Here is an 18,779-nt window from a genome sequence, read left to right as displayed (position 1 = left end):
TCAAATCCGGGTCGCAACGTGCTCGGCAATCGCCAAGCTTGACGTAAGACCCGGACTTTCTATCCCGAACAGATTGAAGAGGCCGGGAACGCCATGGGTTTCCGGCCCCTGAATGAGAAAATCCGCCTGATTTTCGCCGGGGCCTGAGAGCTTCGGCCGAATGCCGCTATAGGCAGGCACGAGGCTTCCGTCGGCCAACCCCGGCCAGTAGCTGCGTATCCTGTCGTAGAAGATGTCTGCGCGCGCCGGATTTACCCTATAATCTATCGTGTCGATCCATTCGACATCCGGCCCAAAGCGCATCCGTCCATTGAGATCGAGCGTCAGGTGAACGCCAAGCCCGCCATCTTCCGGCACCGGATAGATGAGATGCGAAAACGGCGTGCGTCCGGTCGCGGAAAAATAGTTTCCCTTGGCAAGCGTCAGCTTGGGCACGAAGCTGGCGTCCAGTCCTTCGACCCGGCAAGCGAGTGCGTTGGCCTCCAATCCCGCTGCATTGACAAAGCATTTGGCCTCGAGATCGAGCGTATTGCCGGTTGTGGTATCAAGCGTGGTCAATTCAATTCCGCGCTGCGTGACGCGCCCCGAAAGCACTTTCGTCATGAAGGCGATCGAAGCGCCTCTTGCTTCAGCTTCTCCCTGCAGGGCGAGCATGAAACCATGGCTGTCGATAATGCCGGTCGAAGGCGAAAGCAGTGCGGCGCTGCAGTCGAGCTCCGGTTCGAGGGCCAAAACGTCTTTGCGCGTCAGCGGCAACAGATCGGAAACGCCGCATGACGACGCTTTCTCGCGAATGCCGATCAGCTTCGCGTCCTGCTCGGCATTGGTGGCGACGATCAGCTTGCCGCAACGCCGATACGCGACGCCGTGCTCTTCGACGAAGCGATAAAGCATCTCTTTTCCGGAAACGCAGAACTTCGCTTTCAGGCTGTCTTTCGGATAGTAGATACCGGCGTGGATCACTTCCGAATTGCGTGAGCTCGTGCCGGTGCCGATCATGTCGGTAGCTTCGAGAACGATGACCTCCCGGCCGGCCAGGGCAAGGGCGCGGGCTATCGCAAGGCCGATGACGCCCGCACCCGCAATGACACAATCGATCCGCTCCATTCGATCCGCCCGGTCAGAAAACTCAGCCCTTCAAATCGCACGACCGAAACGCCGATACCATCCACCAAAACGGCGGGCATCTTTGTAAAAGGCTAAGCTTATGGGCGAGGAAGCTGCAAAACCTGCATAAGCAGCATGACGAGCTGGCTTTGCCGGTTCGTATCGGTCTTTCGGAAAATGCTTGCGAGCTGGGTCCGCGCCGTCGCGATACTGATCTCGCTGGCGTTGGCGATTTCCTGAAGCGAGCTTCCTGTTACCAGCCCTTTGGCTATTTCGGATTCCCTGGCACTCAGACCGAACAATTCGCGCAGACGTGTTTGCATATCTGCGGCAAAGCCATTGCCGATCTCGCGGATATAAATGACGGCGGCCGGTCCCGGAATGCCTTCGGACAATGCGTGTCGTTTCTGGACCGGCGCCACGGAAAGGGCGACCGCTGGCGTGTCCGTCATCACCGAATTGATCACCAGCTCCCCGCCATGTCCGGGCAGGCCATCATCGTCGTAGCAGGCCTCCGCGACAAGCTTGTTCAGGCGGCGTGTCAGCGCCAGGTTACCGGTGAACAGATGCCCGTGCTGACACGAAAGATTACCGCGCTCGAAAATCTTTTCTGCAGCACCGTTGAATTCTATCACTCGCATTGACGGCGTCACGGTAACGAAACCGATGGAGAGCGCGTCGAGGGCCATATGGGCGGAGCGGCTGCTTAAATTGCGATGACCAAGCCTCTCCGAAATCTGGGCGACGCGTATCAGCGTCGGCACCAGCGCGCGCTTCAACTCAAGATCTTCCGTCGAGAATTCCGGCTGCTTCAATCCGCGTTGAATATCGACAAAGACATTCAGCTCTCCGGACACCAGAATTTTTGTCGCCATCCCGCCATACATGTCGCGCGGTTTCATCAGGTCGTTCCACATCTGCGTTTTGTGGAGCAGTTCCTTGGCGACAAGGCCGGAATCGGTTTTTGGAACACCAACCTGAAAAGCCGAAATGATCGACGTAACGGTATCCATGGGATAGCCGCCCCGGAAAAAATCGAGCACCAGGTTGGGATCGTCGTAATTTGCGACATGGGTGCCGGGCTTCATCCCATGATCGTAGCGAATGCAGCTTCTGGATCCATCGAACAGAACGCGCAGACTTTCCAGTGCGATCGTCCAATGGTCTGGTTCATAGGCGGCCTGATAAAGGTCGTCGATCAAATGCGATACCGAAGAAATGGATGCACGGATCATATAGCAGCGCCCTCGCTACCAAAGTGTAATACCTGCCCTTACGTAAAGTCTAGGTAGTATCTGGTTGCAGATGCGCTTATTTAAGCGGTTTCAAATCTGCGACCAAAGTGGGGATGAGTTCCGACACCGTTGGGTGGATATGCATGGCGCGTTGCAAAGTTTTGTACGGCGCTTTCGCATACATCGTGTCCAATATGCCGTGGACGACTTCATCGCCGCCGGTGCCGAGAATCGCAGCCCCCAATATGGCTTGGCTGTCTGCATCGACCACGATCTTCATGAAGCCCAGCGTTTCCGATTTTTCCACCGCGCGGCCGACCTGGCTCATCGGGCGGGTGGAAATCAGCAGCTTCTTTCCCGATTTTTTAGCTTCCGCTTCGGTCATGCCAACCCGGCCGAGCGGCGGATCGATGAACAGAGCATAGGTTGAAATTCTGTCGGTCACACGGCGCTTGTCGTTGTCGAGAAGATTGTCCGCCACGATCTCGAAATCATTATAGGCGGTGTGGGTGAAGGCGCCTTTGCCATTGCAATCGCCCAGCGCCCATATGCCATCGACGTTGCTGCGCAACTGATCATCGACGACGATATAACCGCGACTGTCGGTTTCCACACCGGCTTTGTCGAGCGCGAGATCATCCGTATTCGGCTTCCTGCCGACTGCCAGAAGCACATGGGAGCCAAGCACTTCGGGACTTCCCTCGGTGCAATCGACACCAACGCCTATCGCGCCATCGGCGGGTCGAAAGCTGATGCATTCGGCATTCAGGCGGATATGAATGCCTTCTTTTTCGAAAATATCCTTTATCGCGGCAGACACATCTTCGTCCTCGCGATGGATGAGCCGCGCGCCTTTCTCGACAATCGTGACGTCACTACCGAAACGACGAAAGATTTGCGCAAATTCCAGTCCTATATAGCTGCCGCCGACGATAACGAGATGCTTCGGCAATTCTGTGAGCTGGAGGATGGAAGTGTTCGTCAAATAATCGACTTCGTCTATGCCGGGGAAATCTGGAATGGCCGCGCGCCCGCCGACATTCAGAAAAATCCTATCCGCGCTCAGAACCTCGTCGCCGATCCGTATCGTTTTTTCGGACTCGAACTGCGCGTGGCCGTCGAAGACCGTGCATCCATCCATCGCGCGCAGCCAGCTTTCGACGCCCTCGCGGGAATCGTCGGAAACCTTGTCCTTTCGCGCCATGACCGCGGCGAAATTTATGCCGACTTCGCCCGATAGTAAGACACCGAAATCTGCAGCGCGACGGGTCATATAGGCGGCATATGCGCTTGCAACCAGTGTCTTGGTCGGTTTGCAGCCGGTATTGACGCATGTTCCGCCGAACAGTTTCCGCTCGATGATCGCAACGCGCATTCCCGATGCCGTCAGACGCCCGGCGAGAGGTGGTCCTGCCTGTCCGGTGCCGATGATTATGGCGTCGAAATGCCGGGTCATGACACGGCGGAAACGATCAATATTGCCCCGCCGATGGCAATCACGTCTTCCAGAAGGGCGATCGGCAAATCCTTGCCTCCTGTCGCCTGAACCAGACGGCTGCGGAACTCGGCCCCGCCCAGCGTGCCAATGACCGCACCGATCGCGCCTGCAATCGCACCGCCGATCGTGGCTCCGAAACCCGCGCCCAGAACCGCGCCGCAAAACGCACCGCTGACGATACGCGCACCGAACTGTTGCGGAACCTTGCGGCTCGGTGTCGAGGGAAGCTGATCGGTGATCAGCTCGATTATGGCCAGTACGCTGAAAATATAGGGTGTGAAGCGATAGCCCATAAAGGCTGCCCACGTCCCTTCGACCGGAAACCAGCCGAGATGTGCCGCCCAACTCACCGCGGCAGGGGCCGTCATTGCACGAAGTCCCGCAATTACACCGATAAGCAAGGCCAGCATGTAGATGGACATGGCACGCTCCAAACCTGTTGACTTGGAAGTCATGGCAGATGACCGCAAAGAACGCGAATATTCAACTCACAATTAGACGTAACCGGCGGGGGCGGTACACGCCACAAAGTAGCATATGCGGCGGCAGCGGTTTCGACAGGTGTCTGCGGCAAATTTCTTTCAAAGACATTGGTAATGTGATGCACTCATTGACTCATCATACCAGTTGAAGATAATACTCGTCGTAAAGTGATCCGAGGAGATATCGTATGACGTCCATTGCCTTGTTCGGCGCCGGCGGAAAAATGGGTTGCCGCCTGGCAAAAAACCTCAAAGGGTCGCGCTTCGACGTTCGACATGTCGAAGTCAGCGAAGCCGGCAAGGCGCGCCTCGCGAAAGAACTCGACGTCAAGACGATAGATGCCGATGCAGCCCTCGATGGCGCCGATGTCGTCATTCTGGCCGTACCGGATACGGTCATCGGCAAGGTGGCGTCCGGCATCGTAGGCAAGCTGAAAGCCGGCACGATGGTCGTTATCCTCGATGCCGCCGCACCTTTTGCCGGGCATCTGCCAGAGCGTGCGGATCTGACCTATTTCGTCACGCATCCCTGCCATCCGCCGATCTTCAACGACGAAACCGAACTCGCGGCTCGCAAGGACCATTTCGGCGGCGTTGCTGCCAAGCAGCATATCGTGTCGGCGCTGATGCAAGGGCCGGAAGAAGCCTATGCGCTGGGCGAAGAAATCGCGAAGGTGATCTGGGCGCCTGTCATGCGTTCGCATCGCGTGACGGTCGAGCAGATGGCTTTGCTGGAGCCGGGCCTGTCCGAAACCGTATGCGCCTCGCTGCTCGTTGTCATGCGCGAAGCTATGGATGAGTGCGTGGCGCGTGGCGTGCCGAAGGAAGCCGCGCGCGATTTCCTGCTCGGCCACATGAATGTGCTGGGCGCGGTCATCTTTGAAGAAGTCGAGGGCGTGTTTTCCGATGCCTGCAACAAGGCGATCGAGTTCGGCAAGCCAGCGCTTATGCGCGACGACTGGAAGCGTGTTTTCGAACCACAGGAGATTGCCGACAGCATCCGGCGCATCACCTGACGCATTGGGCGTCTCGCCCTCATTTCTTAACCTTGGGAGGACTTGGAATGAAACTTACGCGCAGACTTACCATCGCTGCTTTTGCAGCCTTTCTTTCGGCGGGAGCGGCAATGCCCGCTTACGCTGCCGACCTTATCGCAATCATCACGCCATCCCACGACAATCCGTTCTTCAAGGCGGAAGCTGTCGGTGCGGAAGCCAAGGCGAAAGAGCTTGGCTATGATACGCTCGTGCTCGTGCATGACGACGATGCCAGCAAGCAGTCACAGCTCATCGACACGGCAATCGGCCGTGGCGCAAAGGCGATCATCCTTGACAATGCAGGTTCGGAAGCATCCATCGCGGCCGTCCAGAAGGCCAAGGATGCAGGCGTTCCGTCCTTCCTGATCGATCGTGAAATCAATGCAACCGGCGTTGCAGTTTCGCAGATCGTCTCGAACAATTATCAGGGCGCGCAGCTCGGTGCCGAAGAGTTCGTCAAGCTGATGGGCGAAAAGGGCAATTACGTCGAGCTTCTCGGCCGCGAAGCCGATCTGAATGCCGGTATCCGTTCGAAAGGCTACCACGACGTCATCGACGACTATCCAGACATGAAGATGGTCGCGCAGCAGTCGGCGAACTGGAGCCAGACCGAAGGCTATTCCAAGATGGAAACCATCCTTCAGGCAAATCCTGACATTCAGGGCGTCATCTCCGGCAACGATACGATGGCCATGGGTGCGATCGCCGCTCTCCAGGCAGCCGGTCGCAAAGACGTGATCGTGGTTGGCTTCGATGGCTCGAACGACGTTCGCGACTCCATCAAGGCAGGCGGCATCAAGGCGACCGTCCTTCAGCCGGCTTACGCGCAGGCGCAGATGGCCGTCATGCAGGCGGACGAGTACATCAAGACCGGCAAGGCACCGGCTGAAGAAAAGCAGCTCATGGATTGCGTGCTGATCAATGCCGACAATGCCGAGGAGCTCGAGACTTTCGCGCTCAAGGACTAAGTCCTTCCGAAATATGCGCGCAGCGTGGGCAAGCCGCGTTGCGCGCATAATTCCATTGTGACGGAGTGTGTTTCCCATGCCGAATATCAGGGCTGTCGCAGCCGTCGCGCTTGTTTGCGTGGTGACGCTTTCCGGCTTCACGATCATCAAGACGCCAACAGCCGAAGAGGCCGCGAGTGCTGCTGCTGGCGGATTCAATCCCGACCGTATGGTCGCGGAGATATGGGATTCGAAGGTCGTTCCCTACCTCGATCAGAAGGCCGGGGACTTCAAGGAAGTCGCAAGCCTCGCATCCTCCGATCTGGAAGCCGCAGGCGCAAAATTCGGCCACAAGGAAAAACAGGGCAGCGCGCCATGGACCTTCGCAGCAAGGCTCGAAGGCACCATCGTCGCCGAAGAACTCAAATCCCGCGCGGCCTATGTCGATGTCGATATCGACGCGGACGGCAAGGCAGATGTGCGCATCCAGATTGGCCCGGCAGTTCGTGGCACGGCACTGCGCGACAGTCTGGATTTCGTCAACTTCAACGAGTTCAAGAACCAGATCGAATGGGCGCAATACGGAAAGTCGTTCAACACCCACGTCAACACGCTGCTTCTCGAAAAGCTTCCGCGCGAAAATCTCGTCGGCAAAAGCGTGCAGGCGGTCGGCGCCTATCCGCTGCCTTCCAGCGGGCAATTGCCGCTTCTCGTTCCCGCCACGATCACAATCGGTGGCTGACATGGAACCGCTCGAAGCCGACGATTACGTTCTGCGCCTCGAAGATGTCACCAAAGTCTATTCGGGCATCGTCGCGGTAAAGAAGGCCGATTTCTCGCTGCGACGCGGCGCGGTCAATGTGCTTGTCGGCGAAAACGGTGCCGGAAAATCGACGCTGATGCGCATCATCGCCGGGGTCGAAAAGCCGACACTTGGCCGCATGCTTCTCGATGGAAAGGAAGTGACGTTCAATTCGCCAGCCGATGCGCAGGCGAACGGCATCGCGATGATCTTTCAGGAACTGAACCTATTCGGAAATCTGTCGGTCGCCGAGAATATTTTCGCGACCCGCGAGTTGACGCGCGGTCTTCGAGGCATCGACCACAGGGCGCAGTTCGAGAAGGCAAACCTTTTCCTCGACAAGCTGGATGCAGGCATCAACGCCGAAACCATGGTCGAGGATTTGCCGATCGGCCAACAGCAGCTCGTCGAGATCGCCAAGGCGATTTCGCTCGATGCGCGCATTCTCATAATGGACGAGCCAACCTCCGCGCTGAGTGCCGCTGAAGTCGATATCCTGTTCAAAGTCATCGGCGAGTTGAAAGCGCAGGGCGTTTCCATCGTCTACATTTCGCACCGGCTGGAAGAGCTGATGCGCATCGGCGATTATATCACCGTGCTGCGCGACGGGCAGATAACCGGGCAGGCCAAGGTCAGCGAAATCGACACGAAATGGATCGTCCGGTCGATGATCGGTTCGGACGCCAAGGATTTCGCAAAATCGGTCGAACACACGGTCGGTGGCGAGGCATTCCGCGCGGAAAACATCACCTTGCCGCGCAAGACCGGCGGTTTTTCCGTCGATGACGTGTCGATTTCGGTAAAATCCGGCGAGGTTTTGGGCATTTACGGCCTGATGGGCGCCGGGCGCAGCGAGTTTTTCGAATGCGTGATGGGTCGTCACCCTATGTCGTCCGGCCATGTCTATATCGACGGGCAGGACGTCACCGCCGGTGACACGACGCGCCGCATCCAGCGCGGTCTTGCATTGATCCCCGAAGATCGCCAGCGCGAAGGGCTGGTTTCGGTTTTGTCCATCGCCAGTAATCTGACGCTGGCCAGCCTCAATCGCTTCACAAGGTTCGGCTTTCACATTGTCGGCGACAAGGAAAAGTCGGCAATCGACGAAGCGATCCGTGACCTGTCGATCAAGGCGAAAGATCCGAGTTTCGAGGTCACGTCGATGTCCGGCGGTAATCAGCAGAAGGTGGTCATCGGCAAAGCGCTTATGACCAACCCGAAAGTTCTTTTGATGGACGAGCCGAGCCGCGGCATCGATGTCGGTGCGAAGGCCGATGTTTTCCGCACCATGCGCAGGCTGGCGGCGGATGGTTTGGCCATTCTTTTCTCAACATCCGACCTTGAAGAAGTCATGGCCCTTTCGGACCGCATCGCCGTGATGAGCAATGGAAAGCTCGTCACCGTGATCGACCGGAAGGATGCCACGGAAGACATGATCGTCAAGGCTTCGGCCGAAGGTCATAAAACTAGGGAGCATGCCTGATGAGCACGACAACAGCGGTCAAAAGCGCGGCCCCAAGCGGCTCGCTGCTCCTGACCTTGATGAAGGCGCGCACGTTCATCGCGCTCTTTGCAGTCATCATCTTCTTTTCGATTTTCGCACCGAATTTCCTTTCGACCGCAAATCTCATTCTGATGTCGAAGCACGTCGCGCTGAACGCTTTTCTGGCGATGGGCATGACTTTCGTCATCATCACCGGCGGCATCGATCTTTCCGTGGGCTCGATCGTCGGCCTTTGCGGCATGGTGGCGGGCGGCCTGATCCTGCACGGCATCGATCTTCAGATCGGCTACACGATCTACTTCAACATCTATGAGGTGGCGTTGCTGACGCTGCTGGTCGGCATCGTGATCGGCGCTATCAACGGGCTGCTGATTACCAAACTGAACGTCGCGCCCTTCATAGCTACACTCGGCATGCTTTACGTCGCGCGCGGTTTCGCGCTGCTGTCGTCCGATGGCCAGACGTTCCCGAACCTTCAGGGCAATCCCGAATATGGAACGACGGGTTTTGCCTTCCTTGGAGCAGGGCGTATCTTCGGCCTGCCGACCTCGGTCTGGATACTGATTGTGGTGGCGCTGGCCGCTGCCTATGTCGCGAAATACACGCCGATCGGACGCCATATCTTCGCGGTCGGCGGCAATGAGCGCGCAGCGCGTATGTCGGGCATCCGGGTCGATCGGGTCAAGATGTTCGTCTACATGTTCTCCGGCTTCTGTGCGGCAATCGTCGGGCTGGTCATCTCGTCGGAGCTCATGGCGTCCCATCCGGCAACCGGCAATTCCTTCGAACTCAACGCCATTGCGGCGGCAGTGCTTGGCGGAACCTCGATGTCCGGCGGGCGCGGAACCATAGGCGGCACGATCATCGGTGCTTTTGTTATCGGTATCCTGTCGGACGGTCTGGTGATGATGGGCGTTTCTTCCTTTTGGCAAATGGTCATCAAGGGTATCGTGATCGTCGTTGCGGTGGTCATCGATCAGGCGCAGCGGCGTTTGCAGCAGCGCGTCACCCTGATGCAGCTTGCCAATAAGGACTGAAAGCTATGAGCGAATTGAGAGGCGCGCTGATCGGCTGCGGTTTCTTCGCGGTCAACCAGATGCATGGCTGGGTCGATGCGAAAGGCGCATCCATCGTCGCCATTTGCGACCATGATCCGGAGCGCCTCAAGATCGTTGGCGACCAGTTCGGCATAGAGCGCCGCTATAGCGATGCGGCAGAACTGCTGGCCGATGGCGGCTTTGATTTCGTTGACATCGCCACCACTGTTTTGAGCCACCGCCCGCTGGTCGAACTGGTCGCGAAGCATAGACTTCCGATGATCTGCCAGAAGCCGTTCGCGCCTTCGATGGACGACGCCAAGGCTATGGTTTCAGCCTGCGACGATGCGGGCGTCTCCCTGATGATCCACGAAAACTTCCGCTGGCAATCGCCTATTCAGGCGGCGAAAGCGGTGATCGACAGCGGTGTCATCGGTGAGGTTTTCTGGGGTCGCGTCAGTTTCCGTTCCGCCTATGATGTCTTTTCCGGCCAGCCATATCTGGCGACTGGCAAACGTTTCATAGTCGAAGATCTCGGCATCCACGCACTCGACATTGCACGCTTCCTGTTTGGCGATGCGACCGCGGTCACGGCGCGCATCCGCCGCGTAAATCCCGACATTGCAGGCGAAGACGTCGCGACCATGCTGCTCGATCATCAGAATGACATAACGTCGGTCGTCGATTGCAGCTACGCGACGCAATTGCCCATCGAAGCCTTTCCCGAAACATTGCTGGAAGTCGACGGCACCTTCGGCACGCTGCGTCTGTCGCAGGATTATCGCCTCACCGTGCATTCCTCGAAAGGCACGGAAATCAGCGACGTGCAGCCGCGCCTCCTGCCATGGGCGAGCAGGCCGTGGCACAATATTCAGGAAAGTGTCGCGCTCATCCAGCAGCATTGGGTAGATAGCCTTGCAAGCAAAAGCGAGCCGGCGACCTCCGGCGCGGATAATCTCAAAACTTTCGCACTGGTCGAGGCATCGTATCGAAGCGCAGAGGAAAAGCGCACCGTACCGCTCTCGGAATTCTTTTCATGACGCATTCGTCCGATTTCCTGCTCTTCGGCACGGAAGAAAAGAAGCCGGAGGCAAAGCGCTTGCAGGCTGGCGATCTTTCGGTCGAGCTTATCGGCGGAAATGTCCGCTCGATCCGTTTTGCCGATGTGGAAATCCTGCGCTCGATTGCGTTTCTGGTGCGCGACCGCGACTGGGGCACATGCGACCCGGTGATTTCCGATCTTGATATTGCTGAAACAAAAGACGGGTTTTCGGTCAGTTACAAGGCAAGTTTCGAAGCGCCGTCAGGCGCATTGCTGAACTGCGAAGCCAAGATCGAGGGGAAACCCGCATCCGTTCTGTTCGATGCATCGTTCACGCCGCAGGGCGATTTCGAGACGGCGCGCGCTGGTTTCGCCGTCCTGCATCCGGTGGTCGGCGTTGCCGGAAAACCTGTCAGGGTTACGCATAGCGATGGTTCGATCGAGCATACGACTTTCCCGGATTTGATCGAGCCCTGGCAGCCCTTCAAGGATATCAGCGCGATTGAGCATGAGCCGTTGCCCGGCCTGCGCGTCGAATGCCGCATGGATGGCGACGTCTTCGAAATGGAAGACCAGCGCAACTGGACGGATGGTTCCTACAAGACCTATGTGCGCCCGCTGGCACTGCCTTGGCCGTATCTGCTCAAATCCGGCGAGACCATCCGGCAGTCGATTACGCTGACTGTTGCGAACGACGCGTCGACTACGTCAGCTAAAGACGACGGGAAAATCTCGCTGACGCTGTTGGACTCCGATGTGGTCCTGCCGGAAATCAGCATCGGTTTGCGACCGGAAGAATTGGTAGGGGAACGCGAACACGCAAATCTGCTGAAGGAAATAGGCGCACGGCATCTGATCTGCCATTTCGATCCGACCGCACATCATGGTGTGGATACGCTTGCAGGATTTCGAGACATAGCCGAGGCCTCGGAACTGGCCGTGACGCTGGAATGTTTTGTGCCTTGCCAGGAGGCCCCGCTGGACGAAGAATTGTCCGCCATCGCATCGCAGGTGAAGGGGGCCGGATTGTCGCTTTCATCGATTGCCGTATCGCCATCGATGGATCGTCAATCGACTCCGCCGGGCAGCAAATGGCCGGAATGCCCGCCGCTTGAAAATGTTTACACTGCGGCGAAAAGAGCGTTCCCCGGCATTCCGCTTGGCGGCGGCATGTTCAGCTATTTTACCGAATTGAACCGCAAGCGCGTTCCGTCGGAGCAGCTCGCTTACATTACCCACGCCACTTGTCCCATCGTGCATGCGGCAGACGATTTGAGCGTCATGCAGACTTTTGAGGCTCTGCGTTTCGTCACGCGTTCCGTGCGCGCGATCTATGGCGAAAAGCCTTATCGGATCGGGCCATCGACCATCGCCATGCGCCAGAATCCCTATGGCAGTGCGACGAAGGAAAACCCTTCACGCAAACGCATCGCCATGGCCAACGTCGATCCACGCCACAATGGCCTTTTCGGTGCCGCGTGGACGCTGGCTTATGCTGCGACTGTCGCAGAAGCAGGACTGGATGTGGTGACGCTTTCGACGCTTGCCGGGCCGTTCGGGCTTGTTGCCGGAAAGAATGAACCGGTTGCTGAGGGGAAGCCGCGTCCGCTTTTCCATGTGCTCAAATGGCTCGGCCATCTGTCTGGCGCTGATTACTTGGCCGTAAACTCACCGGAGCCCGAAAAAATTCTGGCGCTCGGTGCGCGCCGCGATGGAAAGACGGTTCTGCTAGTCGCCAATCTGACCCCGCATTTGCAAAACATCGAAATATCAGGCGTTCGCGGCGGACTACTTTCTTTGCTGGATGAAGTCTGGCTTCAGGAAGGCGGCGGGGAACCCGTGCTATCAACGCTTCGGGCCGATGAGCTGGAGCTTCCGCCCTACGCTGTCGCGCGGCTGGAGCTTTAGTCGTCCGCCTTGTTGCGAAGCGTGTAGAGCGCGCGCGAACGCTCCAGATGCTTTATCATCGCCTGTTCGGCAGCTTCCGGATCATTGCGGCGAACGCATTCGATGATCTCTTCATGCTCGGAAAGCGTGACATCCTCGCTTCCGGTCCAGATTAGCATTTCCGTGTGATATTCCTTGAGCCAGCCGAGCATCGCCTCGCTGACGGCCGAATAGATCGGATTGCGAGAGATTTTCGCGATCGTGATGTGAAAATCCATATCCGCACCGATGAATTGCTCGGAATCTCCGAGCAGCGATCGCTGGCGCTCCAATGTTTGCTCAAGAGCTTTCACATCGTCCGGCTTTGCCTTCGCGGCCGCCTCGCGCACCATTCCTCGCTCGAAAAAGATGCGTGCGTTTTTGAGATGCTCCAGCGAATCCGATGAGGCCGACAGCATGATTTTCGCTGCGACGTCCATCTGGCGGAATAGCGATTGCGCGGTGAGTTTCAGAACCTTGGCGCGCTCGCCATGCGAGATTTCCACAAGACCCATATTGGCCAGCGCCTGCATCGCTTCGCGAATTGCAGGCCGCCCCACCTGAAAACGCTCCATCAAAGCGCGTTCGGACGGCATTTCATCGCCCGGCTGCAGGTCGCCATTCTCGATAAGCGCCTTCAGCCGCACAAAAACTTCATCCGACAATTTGCGTCTGATGATCGGTTCGGATTGCAATACCATTAAATTCCCGTCCGATGGTGGTGAAGGATCATATACGCATAACCGCGCCGCAAGTGAATTGCCGGAAATGGCGCTCCTGGAAAGATCGTCGCAATCCCTTGCATAGCTGTGATACTCATTATACCAGTTTACCAGAACAGCAGTGTTTTCCAAGCGGAGACTTGTCGAGTGATACGCGTTACCTACCGCATCGAAACCCCCGGCAATGTCGAGGCGCTGGCCGCCAAAATCGCCAGTGACCAATCGACCGGCACCTTCGTTGCCGTGCCGGGCGAGACGGAGGAATTGAAGGCGCGTGTTGCGGCAAGGGTGGTCGCGGTGCGTCCGCTTCCACCTCTGGACCGCCCATCCTTCCCGGATGAAGGCGCGGGCGCAAAATCGTTCAACCGTGCGGATGCCGACATAGAATTTCCGCTCGATGCGGTCGGCACCGATCTATCGGCGCTCATGACGATTGCGATTGGCGGGGCCTATTCCATCAAGGGCATGACTGGTATCCGCGTCGTCGATTTGAAGCTGCCGAAGGAATTCGCGTCCGCCTATCCCGGCCCGCAATTCGGCATACCGGGAAGCCGTCGCCTGACCGGCGTGCAGGACCGTCCGATCATAGGCACCATCGTCAAACCGGCACTCGGTCTGCGGCCAAACGAGACGGCCGAACTCGTCGGCGACCTTCTGTCTTCCGGCGTCGATTTCATCAAGGACGACGAGAAGCTGATGAGCCCGGCCTACTCGCCTCTGAAGGATCGCGTTGCCGCCATCATGCCGCGAATTCTGGATCACGAGCAGAAGACCGGCAAGAAGGTCATGTATGCGTTTGGCATCTCGAATGTCGATCCCGACGAGATGATGCGCAATCACGATCTGGTTTTGGAGGCGGGCGGTAACGCGGCAGTCATCAACATCAATTCGATCGGCATGGGTGGCCTGTCGTTCCTGCGCAAGCGCTCCGGCCTCGTTCTGCACGGGCATCGCAATGGCTGGGATATTCTGACCCGTCACTCCGGGCTTGGCATGGAGTTTTCGGTCTGGCAGCAATTCTGGCGCCTGCTCGGCATCGATCAGTTTCAGATCAACGGCATCCGCGTGAAATATTGGGAGCCGGATGACAGCTTCGTCAAATCCTTCGAAGCGGTCAGCACGCCGCTTTTCTCCAAGGACGATTGCCCGCTGCCTGTCGTCGGTTCCGGCCAATGGGGCGGGCAGGCTCCCGAAACCTATGCGCGGACCGGGCAATCGACCGACCTGCTTTATCTCTGCGGCGGCGGCATCGTCAGCCATCCGGGCGGTGCGGGTGCCGGCGTGCGTGCCGTCAAGCAAGCTTGGGAGGCGACGGTCGCAGGCGTCCCGCTTGAGGACTACGCGAAAGACCATCCCGAACTCGCTCAGTCGCTCGAAAAATTCGCCGACGGCAAGGGAGCCTGATCGGGATGGAGGCAAATTCAACGCTGCTCGCCTATTATGGCGACGATCTGACCGGCTCGACCGATGTCATGGAGGCGCTTGCCTCGCAAGGCGTCGATACGGTGCTGTTCTTGAAAATCCCGGATGCGGAACTGTTTTCACGCTTTCGCGACCGGCGCGCATTCGGCCTTGCCGGAACCAGCCGCAGTGAAACGCCGGAATGGATGGAAAAGCACCTTGTTCCGGCATTTTCCTGGCTGAAATCGCTGGATGCCGCTTTTGTCCACTACAAGGTCTGCTCGACATTCGATTCCAGTCCGAAGATCGGTAATATCGGCAAGGCCATCGAGATCGGCAGAGACATGTTCGGCGCGCAGAAAGTGCCGCTTGTCGTCGGCGCACCGCAGATCCGCCGCTACACGGCGTTCGGAAATCTCTTTGCAGCCTATGGCGCGGAAATCTTCCGCATCGACCGTCATCCGGTCATGAGCCGCCATCCTGTTACGCCGATGGACGAGGCCGATTTGCGGCTTCATCTTGCTAACCAGACATCGCTGCGAACGGGGCTTGTGAACCTCGTACAACTGCGTTCGCCGCAGGCAGATTCGCTGGTCGATGCAGCTTTCGCAGGAGATGAGGAAATCGTCCTTCTCGACGTCGATGGCGATGAGACACAGCAGCTTGCAGGCGCTCAGATGTGGCGCAAACGCGATCCGGCGGGGCAGTTCACGTGCGGTTCCTCCGGTATCGAATATGCCCTTATGCGCGAGTGGACGCGGTTGGGAATCGCTGGAACCCCGCAAGACTTTTCGTCGCCTGGTCCGGTCGATCGGCTGGCCATAGTCTCGGGCAGCGTTTCGCCGACGACGGAACGCCAGATACGCCATGCATTGGACAATGGCTTTCGCGGTATAGCGCTCGATCCGCTGGAGATTTCAGCCGAAAATGCCGATGCGGCGATCGCAATAGCGGTCGAACAAGGGCTGAAAATCGTCGGTTCGGGTGAAAGTGTCATTCTTTACACCGCGCTCGGACCATCGACGAACCGAGGCGACGCAATTTCTTTTTCCGACAATTCGCGGCACAGGCTGGGCGAGAATCTCGGCAACATATTGCGTGAAATCGTGGTTGGTGCTGGTTTGAAAAGGGCGGTCATCGCAGGCGGCGATACGTCGAGCCATGCGCTGGCAAAACTCGGCGTCGAAGCGCTGACGTTACGCCTGCCCTTGCCGCAGACACCGGGCTCGCCGCTTTGCACGGCCTACAGCACCGATCCGCGCATAGACGGCATGTTGGTCGCGCTGAAGGGCGGACAGGTAGGCGGTGACGATTACTTCTCGATGATCCGGGCAGGCGGGCCTGCCTAAGCAATTCCAGGAAAAGTGTGAGCGGTTTTCCGTCCGGAATTGCGCAGAATAAATATCTAGGCCGAGCGTACCACCAGCGAATCCCGCAATTGGCTCAACGTCGTGTCTGCATCCGCAGGCTTGCCGAACAGATAGCCCTGGCCGCCCGCGCATCCGAATTCAATGAGCTTTTCGGCCTGCGCCTCATATTCGATGCCTTCGGCCACAACATCCATGCCGAGCCCCTCGCACATGGCAAGAATTGCCCGCACGATATGTTCGGCTGGCCGATCCTCCAATATGGCGGAAACGAAGGCACGGTCGATCTTGAGCTTGTCGAACTGGAAGGCGCGCAAGCGACCCAGTGAGGATTGCCCGGTGCCGAAATCGTCCAGCGACACACGTATCCCGCAGCGCCGCAAATCCTCGATGATTTTCTCTGCCGATGCCGGATCGGTCATCAGGCCCGTCTCGGTGATTTCGATTTCGAGCCGGCGCGGATCGAAGCCGCTTTTATCGAGGATCGAGAGAATATGCAGTCCGGTGTTCTGATCCACCAGTTGCGACGGCGAAAGATTGAACGAAAGGAAGAGGTGCGACGGCCAGTTGCGCGCCGCCTCGGTCGCCTTGCGCAGAACCAGTTGCGAGAGCGGACCGATAATGCCGCGCTCCTCGGCGATCGGTATGAAAGTCACCGGCGAAACAGACCCCAGATCCTTGTCGGTCCAACGCGCCAATGTTTCGAAACCGACTATGCTTCTCGTCTTCAAATCGACGATGGGTTGAAAATGTGGCTCGACCTCGCCTGCCGAAACCGCACGTCGCAAGGCCTGTTCAATATGGGTTACGCGCTTGACGGCCTCTTCCATCTCTTGCGTATAGACCACGACCTTGCCGCGGCCGGAGCGTTTGGCATGGTAAAGCGCAGTTTCCGCTTTGCTGACCAGCACTTCCGTTGTGTCGTCGCCGGAGCTGAACAGCGAAAACCCTGCTGAAGCCGAAAGGCGCGCGGTTCGTTCGCCCACATCGTAGGGTGCTGACAAAATTTCGATCAGCATCTGCGCTTTTTCGGCAGCAGCTTCTTCGCTGAAAATCATCGGCCAGAGGAACGCGAATTCGTCGGCGCCGATGCGCGTTACGGTCGAATGTCCATCCATCGCGCCCTTCAGGCGCATCGCGACCTGCATCAGGATTTCGTCGCCCGCGCGAAAACCGAACAGATCGTTGATTGGCTTGAATCCATCGAGATCGACGATACCTACGGCAAACGGCGCCGGATCATCGGACCGTTCGCTTATCAGCCGGTCCACCTTGTCGAAGAAGCGACGATGATTGCCCAGACCGGTGAGCCGGTCTGTGAACGCGAGTTCGTCTTCGTCCCGCCTGATATGGCTGCTTCCGAACGACGGTACCATTTATTTCCCCTGCACCCTTTTCGGATTTCGGGGAAGGCTTGCATGGAAACCGTTTAGGAAAAGTATTATCGAGCGGAAATTGCTCGAAAAAATACGATTTTTTGAGTGACCTAACGGAAGCGTGCGCGGCGCCACATTGGCAGGCTGGAGACGATCCGATACATAGCTCTGCCTATTCGCCATTCATCAAGCTTTGGAGACTGTCCATGCCGCTCAAAATCGCGATCCAGATGGACCATATCTCGACCGTGTCGATCGCCGGCGACACCAGTTTTGCCCTGTCGCTCGAAGCGCAGCGGCGCGGTCACCAGCTTTTCCACTACACGCCCGATCGCCTCTCGATGGTTGGCGGCAAGGTGTATGCGCGTCTCGAAACGCTCGAAGTTCGTGATGAGCAGGGCAATCATTTCACGCTTGGCGAGCCGGTGCGCACGGATCTTTCCGAAATGGATGTCGTTCTTTTGCGGCAGGACCCGCCTTTCGACATGAACTACATCACCACGACCCATCTGCTTGAACGCATTCACCCCAAGACGCTCGTCGTCAACGACCCTGCCTGGGTACGTAACAGCCCTGAAAAGATATTCGTTACCGAATTCCCGGATCTGATGCCGGAGACCCTGATCACCAAGGATCCGGCCGAAGTCGCAGCCTTCCGCAAGGAGTTCGGCGACATCATCGTCAAGCCGCTCTACGGCAATGGTGGTGCTGGCATTTTCCATCTGCTGGAAGCTGACCGCAACCTCGCATCATTGCTCGAAATGTTCGGCCAGATGTTCCGCGAACCTTACATCGTGCAGCGCTACCTGAAAGATGTGCGCAAGGGCGACAAGCGCATCATCCTGATCGATGGCGAACCGGTCGGCGCGATAAACCGCGTCCCTGCCGAACACGATTCGCGCTCGAACATGCATGTCGGAGGCCGCGCGGAAAAAACAGAACTGACGGAGCGCGAGCGTGAGATTTGCGCGCGCATCGGTCCATCGCTCAAGGAGCGCGGTTTCATTCTCGTCGGCATCGATGTCATCGGCGATTACATGACGGAGATCAACGTCACGTCGCCGACAGGCGTTCGTGAAGTGAAGAAGTTCGGCGGAGCCGACATCGCGGCTCTTTTCTGGGATGCAGTCGAAGCCAAGCGCTGAGCCGTTTGACCGCCTTTTGTTCTGCTGATGCAACGCCATACAACCGGTTTGCATCTTTCACGCGTAAATGTTCCTGTATTGTTCTTGATCGAAGCCTAAAACTGTGATTTCCTGCAACCGATAGGGGCAATCGCGGTTGCAAGGGACGGCG

16 protein-coding genes are annotated in these 18,779 nt (G+C 57.7%); 10 read left to right on the top strand and 6 right to left on the bottom strand.

The features are described from left to right. From ABFT80_RS01535 to ABFT80_RS01520, 4 genes are all read right to left on the bottom strand, one after another. The gene (locus ABFT80_RS01535) at positions 1 to 1,107 is read right to left on the bottom strand and encodes an NAD(P)/FAD-dependent oxidoreductase (protein WP_347970090.1); all 1,107 of its coding nucleotides are present in this window, start codon (positions 1,105 to 1,107) and stop codon (positions 1 to 3) included. A 98-nt stretch (positions 1,108 to 1,205) separates the two neighbouring features. Then, entirely contained in the window at positions 1,206 to 2,342 is a 1,137-nt protein-coding gene (locus ABFT80_RS01530; RefSeq protein ID WP_347970089.1) for a helix-turn-helix transcriptional regulator, read from the bottom strand. A 76-nt stretch (positions 2,343 to 2,418) separates the two neighbouring features. Further along, positions 2,419 to 3,798: an FAD-containing oxidoreductase gene (locus ABFT80_RS01525; RefSeq protein WP_347970088.1), complete on the bottom strand. Its 1,380-nt coding sequence runs from the start codon at positions 3,796 to 3,798 to the stop codon at positions 2,419 to 2,421. After that, entirely contained in the window at positions 3,795 to 4,262 is a 468-nt protein-coding gene (locus tag ABFT80_RS01520) for a DUF4126 domain-containing protein (RefSeq protein WP_347970087.1), read from the bottom strand. The genes ABFT80_RS01525 and ABFT80_RS01520 overlap by 4 nt, the downstream gene beginning before the upstream one ends. Positions 4,263 to 4,510: 248 nt before the next feature. Here ABFT80_RS01520 and ABFT80_RS01515 point away from each other — a divergent pair, with 248 nt between their 5' ends. The 7 genes from ABFT80_RS01515 to apnL all read left to right on the top strand — a co-directional run bounded on the left by ABFT80_RS01515 (position 4,511) and on the right by apnL (position 12,599). Further along, positions 4,511 to 5,338 carry a phosphogluconate dehydrogenase C-terminal domain-containing protein gene (locus ABFT80_RS01515; protein ID WP_347970086.1) on the top strand — a complete coding sequence of 276 codons (828 nt, stop codon included), beginning with the start codon at positions 4,511 to 4,513 and terminating at the stop codon, positions 5,336 to 5,338. Between the two features lie 47 nt (positions 5,339 to 5,385). Further along, positions 5,386 to 6,327 (top strand): D-ribose ABC transporter substrate-binding protein, encoded by a 942-nt coding sequence (locus ABFT80_RS01510; RefSeq protein ID WP_347970085.1) that lies wholly within the window; start codon positions 5,386 to 5,388, stop codon positions 6,325 to 6,327. Positions 6,328 to 6,403: 76 nt separating this feature from the next. After that, on the top strand, positions 6,404 to 7,048 hold the full coding sequence (locus tag ABFT80_RS01505) for a DUF2291 family protein (protein ID WP_347970084.1): 645 nt from the start codon (positions 6,404 to 6,406) through the stop codon (positions 7,046 to 7,048). A 1-nt stretch (position 7,049) separates the two neighbouring features. Beyond that, a complete protein-coding gene (locus ABFT80_RS01500; protein ID WP_347970083.1) occupies positions 7,050 to 8,591 on the top strand; it encodes a sugar ABC transporter ATP-binding protein in 1,542 nt (513 codons plus the stop codon). Next, entirely contained in the window at positions 8,591 to 9,649 is a 1,059-nt protein-coding gene (locus ABFT80_RS01495) for an ABC transporter permease (RefSeq protein ID WP_347970082.1), read from the top strand. The genes ABFT80_RS01500 and ABFT80_RS01495 overlap by 1 nt, the downstream gene beginning before the upstream one ends. A gap of 5 nt (positions 9,650 to 9,654) precedes the next feature. Beyond that, positions 9,655 to 10,689, top strand: coding sequence for a Gfo/Idh/MocA family protein (locus ABFT80_RS01490; protein ID WP_347970081.1), 1,035 nt, complete (start codon positions 9,655 to 9,657; stop codon positions 10,687 to 10,689). Further along, positions 10,686 to 12,599, top strand: a complete 1,914-nt coding sequence (apnL, locus tag ABFT80_RS01485; protein ID WP_347970080.1) for a D-apionate lactonase — start codon at positions 10,686 to 10,688, stop codon at positions 12,597 to 12,599. The genes ABFT80_RS01490 and apnL overlap by 4 nt, the downstream gene beginning before the upstream one ends. Here apnL and ABFT80_RS01480 read toward each other — a convergent pair. Further along, a complete protein-coding gene (locus tag ABFT80_RS01480; protein ID WP_347970079.1) occupies positions 12,596 to 13,318 on the bottom strand; it encodes a transcriptional regulator NanR in 723 nt (240 codons plus the stop codon). The two genes, apnL and ABFT80_RS01480, sit on opposite strands and share 4 nt — an antisense overlap. Positions 13,319 to 13,486: 168 nt before the next feature. Between ABFT80_RS01480 and oiaX the strand changes: the two genes are divergently transcribed. Further along, complete coding sequence (gene oiaX, locus ABFT80_RS01475) at positions 13,487 to 14,743, top strand: 3-oxo-isoapionate-4-phosphate decarboxylase OiaX (RefSeq protein WP_347970078.1); 1,257 nt, start codon at positions 13,487 to 13,489, stop codon at positions 14,741 to 14,743. 5 nt (positions 14,744 to 14,748) lie between these two features. Then, on the top strand, positions 14,749 to 16,089 hold the full coding sequence (locus ABFT80_RS01470; protein ID WP_347970077.1) for a four-carbon acid sugar kinase family protein: 1,341 nt from the start codon (positions 14,749 to 14,751) through the stop codon (positions 16,087 to 16,089). A 56-nt stretch (positions 16,090 to 16,145) separates the two neighbouring features. On the opposite strand, the gene ABFT80_RS01465 is transcribed toward ABFT80_RS01470, so the two are convergent. Continuing rightward, the gene (locus ABFT80_RS01465; RefSeq protein WP_347970076.1) at positions 16,146 to 17,483 is read right to left on the bottom strand and encodes a putative bifunctional diguanylate cyclase/phosphodiesterase; all 1,338 of its coding nucleotides are present in this window, start codon (positions 17,481 to 17,483) and stop codon (positions 16,146 to 16,148) included. Positions 17,484 to 17,689: 206 nt separating this feature from the next. Between ABFT80_RS01465 and gshB the strand changes: the two genes are divergently transcribed. After that, positions 17,690 to 18,628, top strand: coding sequence for a glutathione synthase (gene gshB / locus ABFT80_RS01460; protein ID WP_347970075.1), 939 nt, complete (start codon positions 17,690 to 17,692; stop codon positions 18,626 to 18,628). Positions 18,629 to 18,779: the final 151 nt, after the last annotated feature.

The organism is Foliimonas ilicis (assembly GCF_039939195.1).
GTDB lineage: Bacteria > Pseudomonadota > Alphaproteobacteria > Rhizobiales > Rhizobiaceae > Foliimonas > Foliimonas ilicis.
The sequence above is the reverse complement of the archived record's forward strand: the minus strand, read 5'-3'. Positions and strand labels throughout refer to the sequence as shown.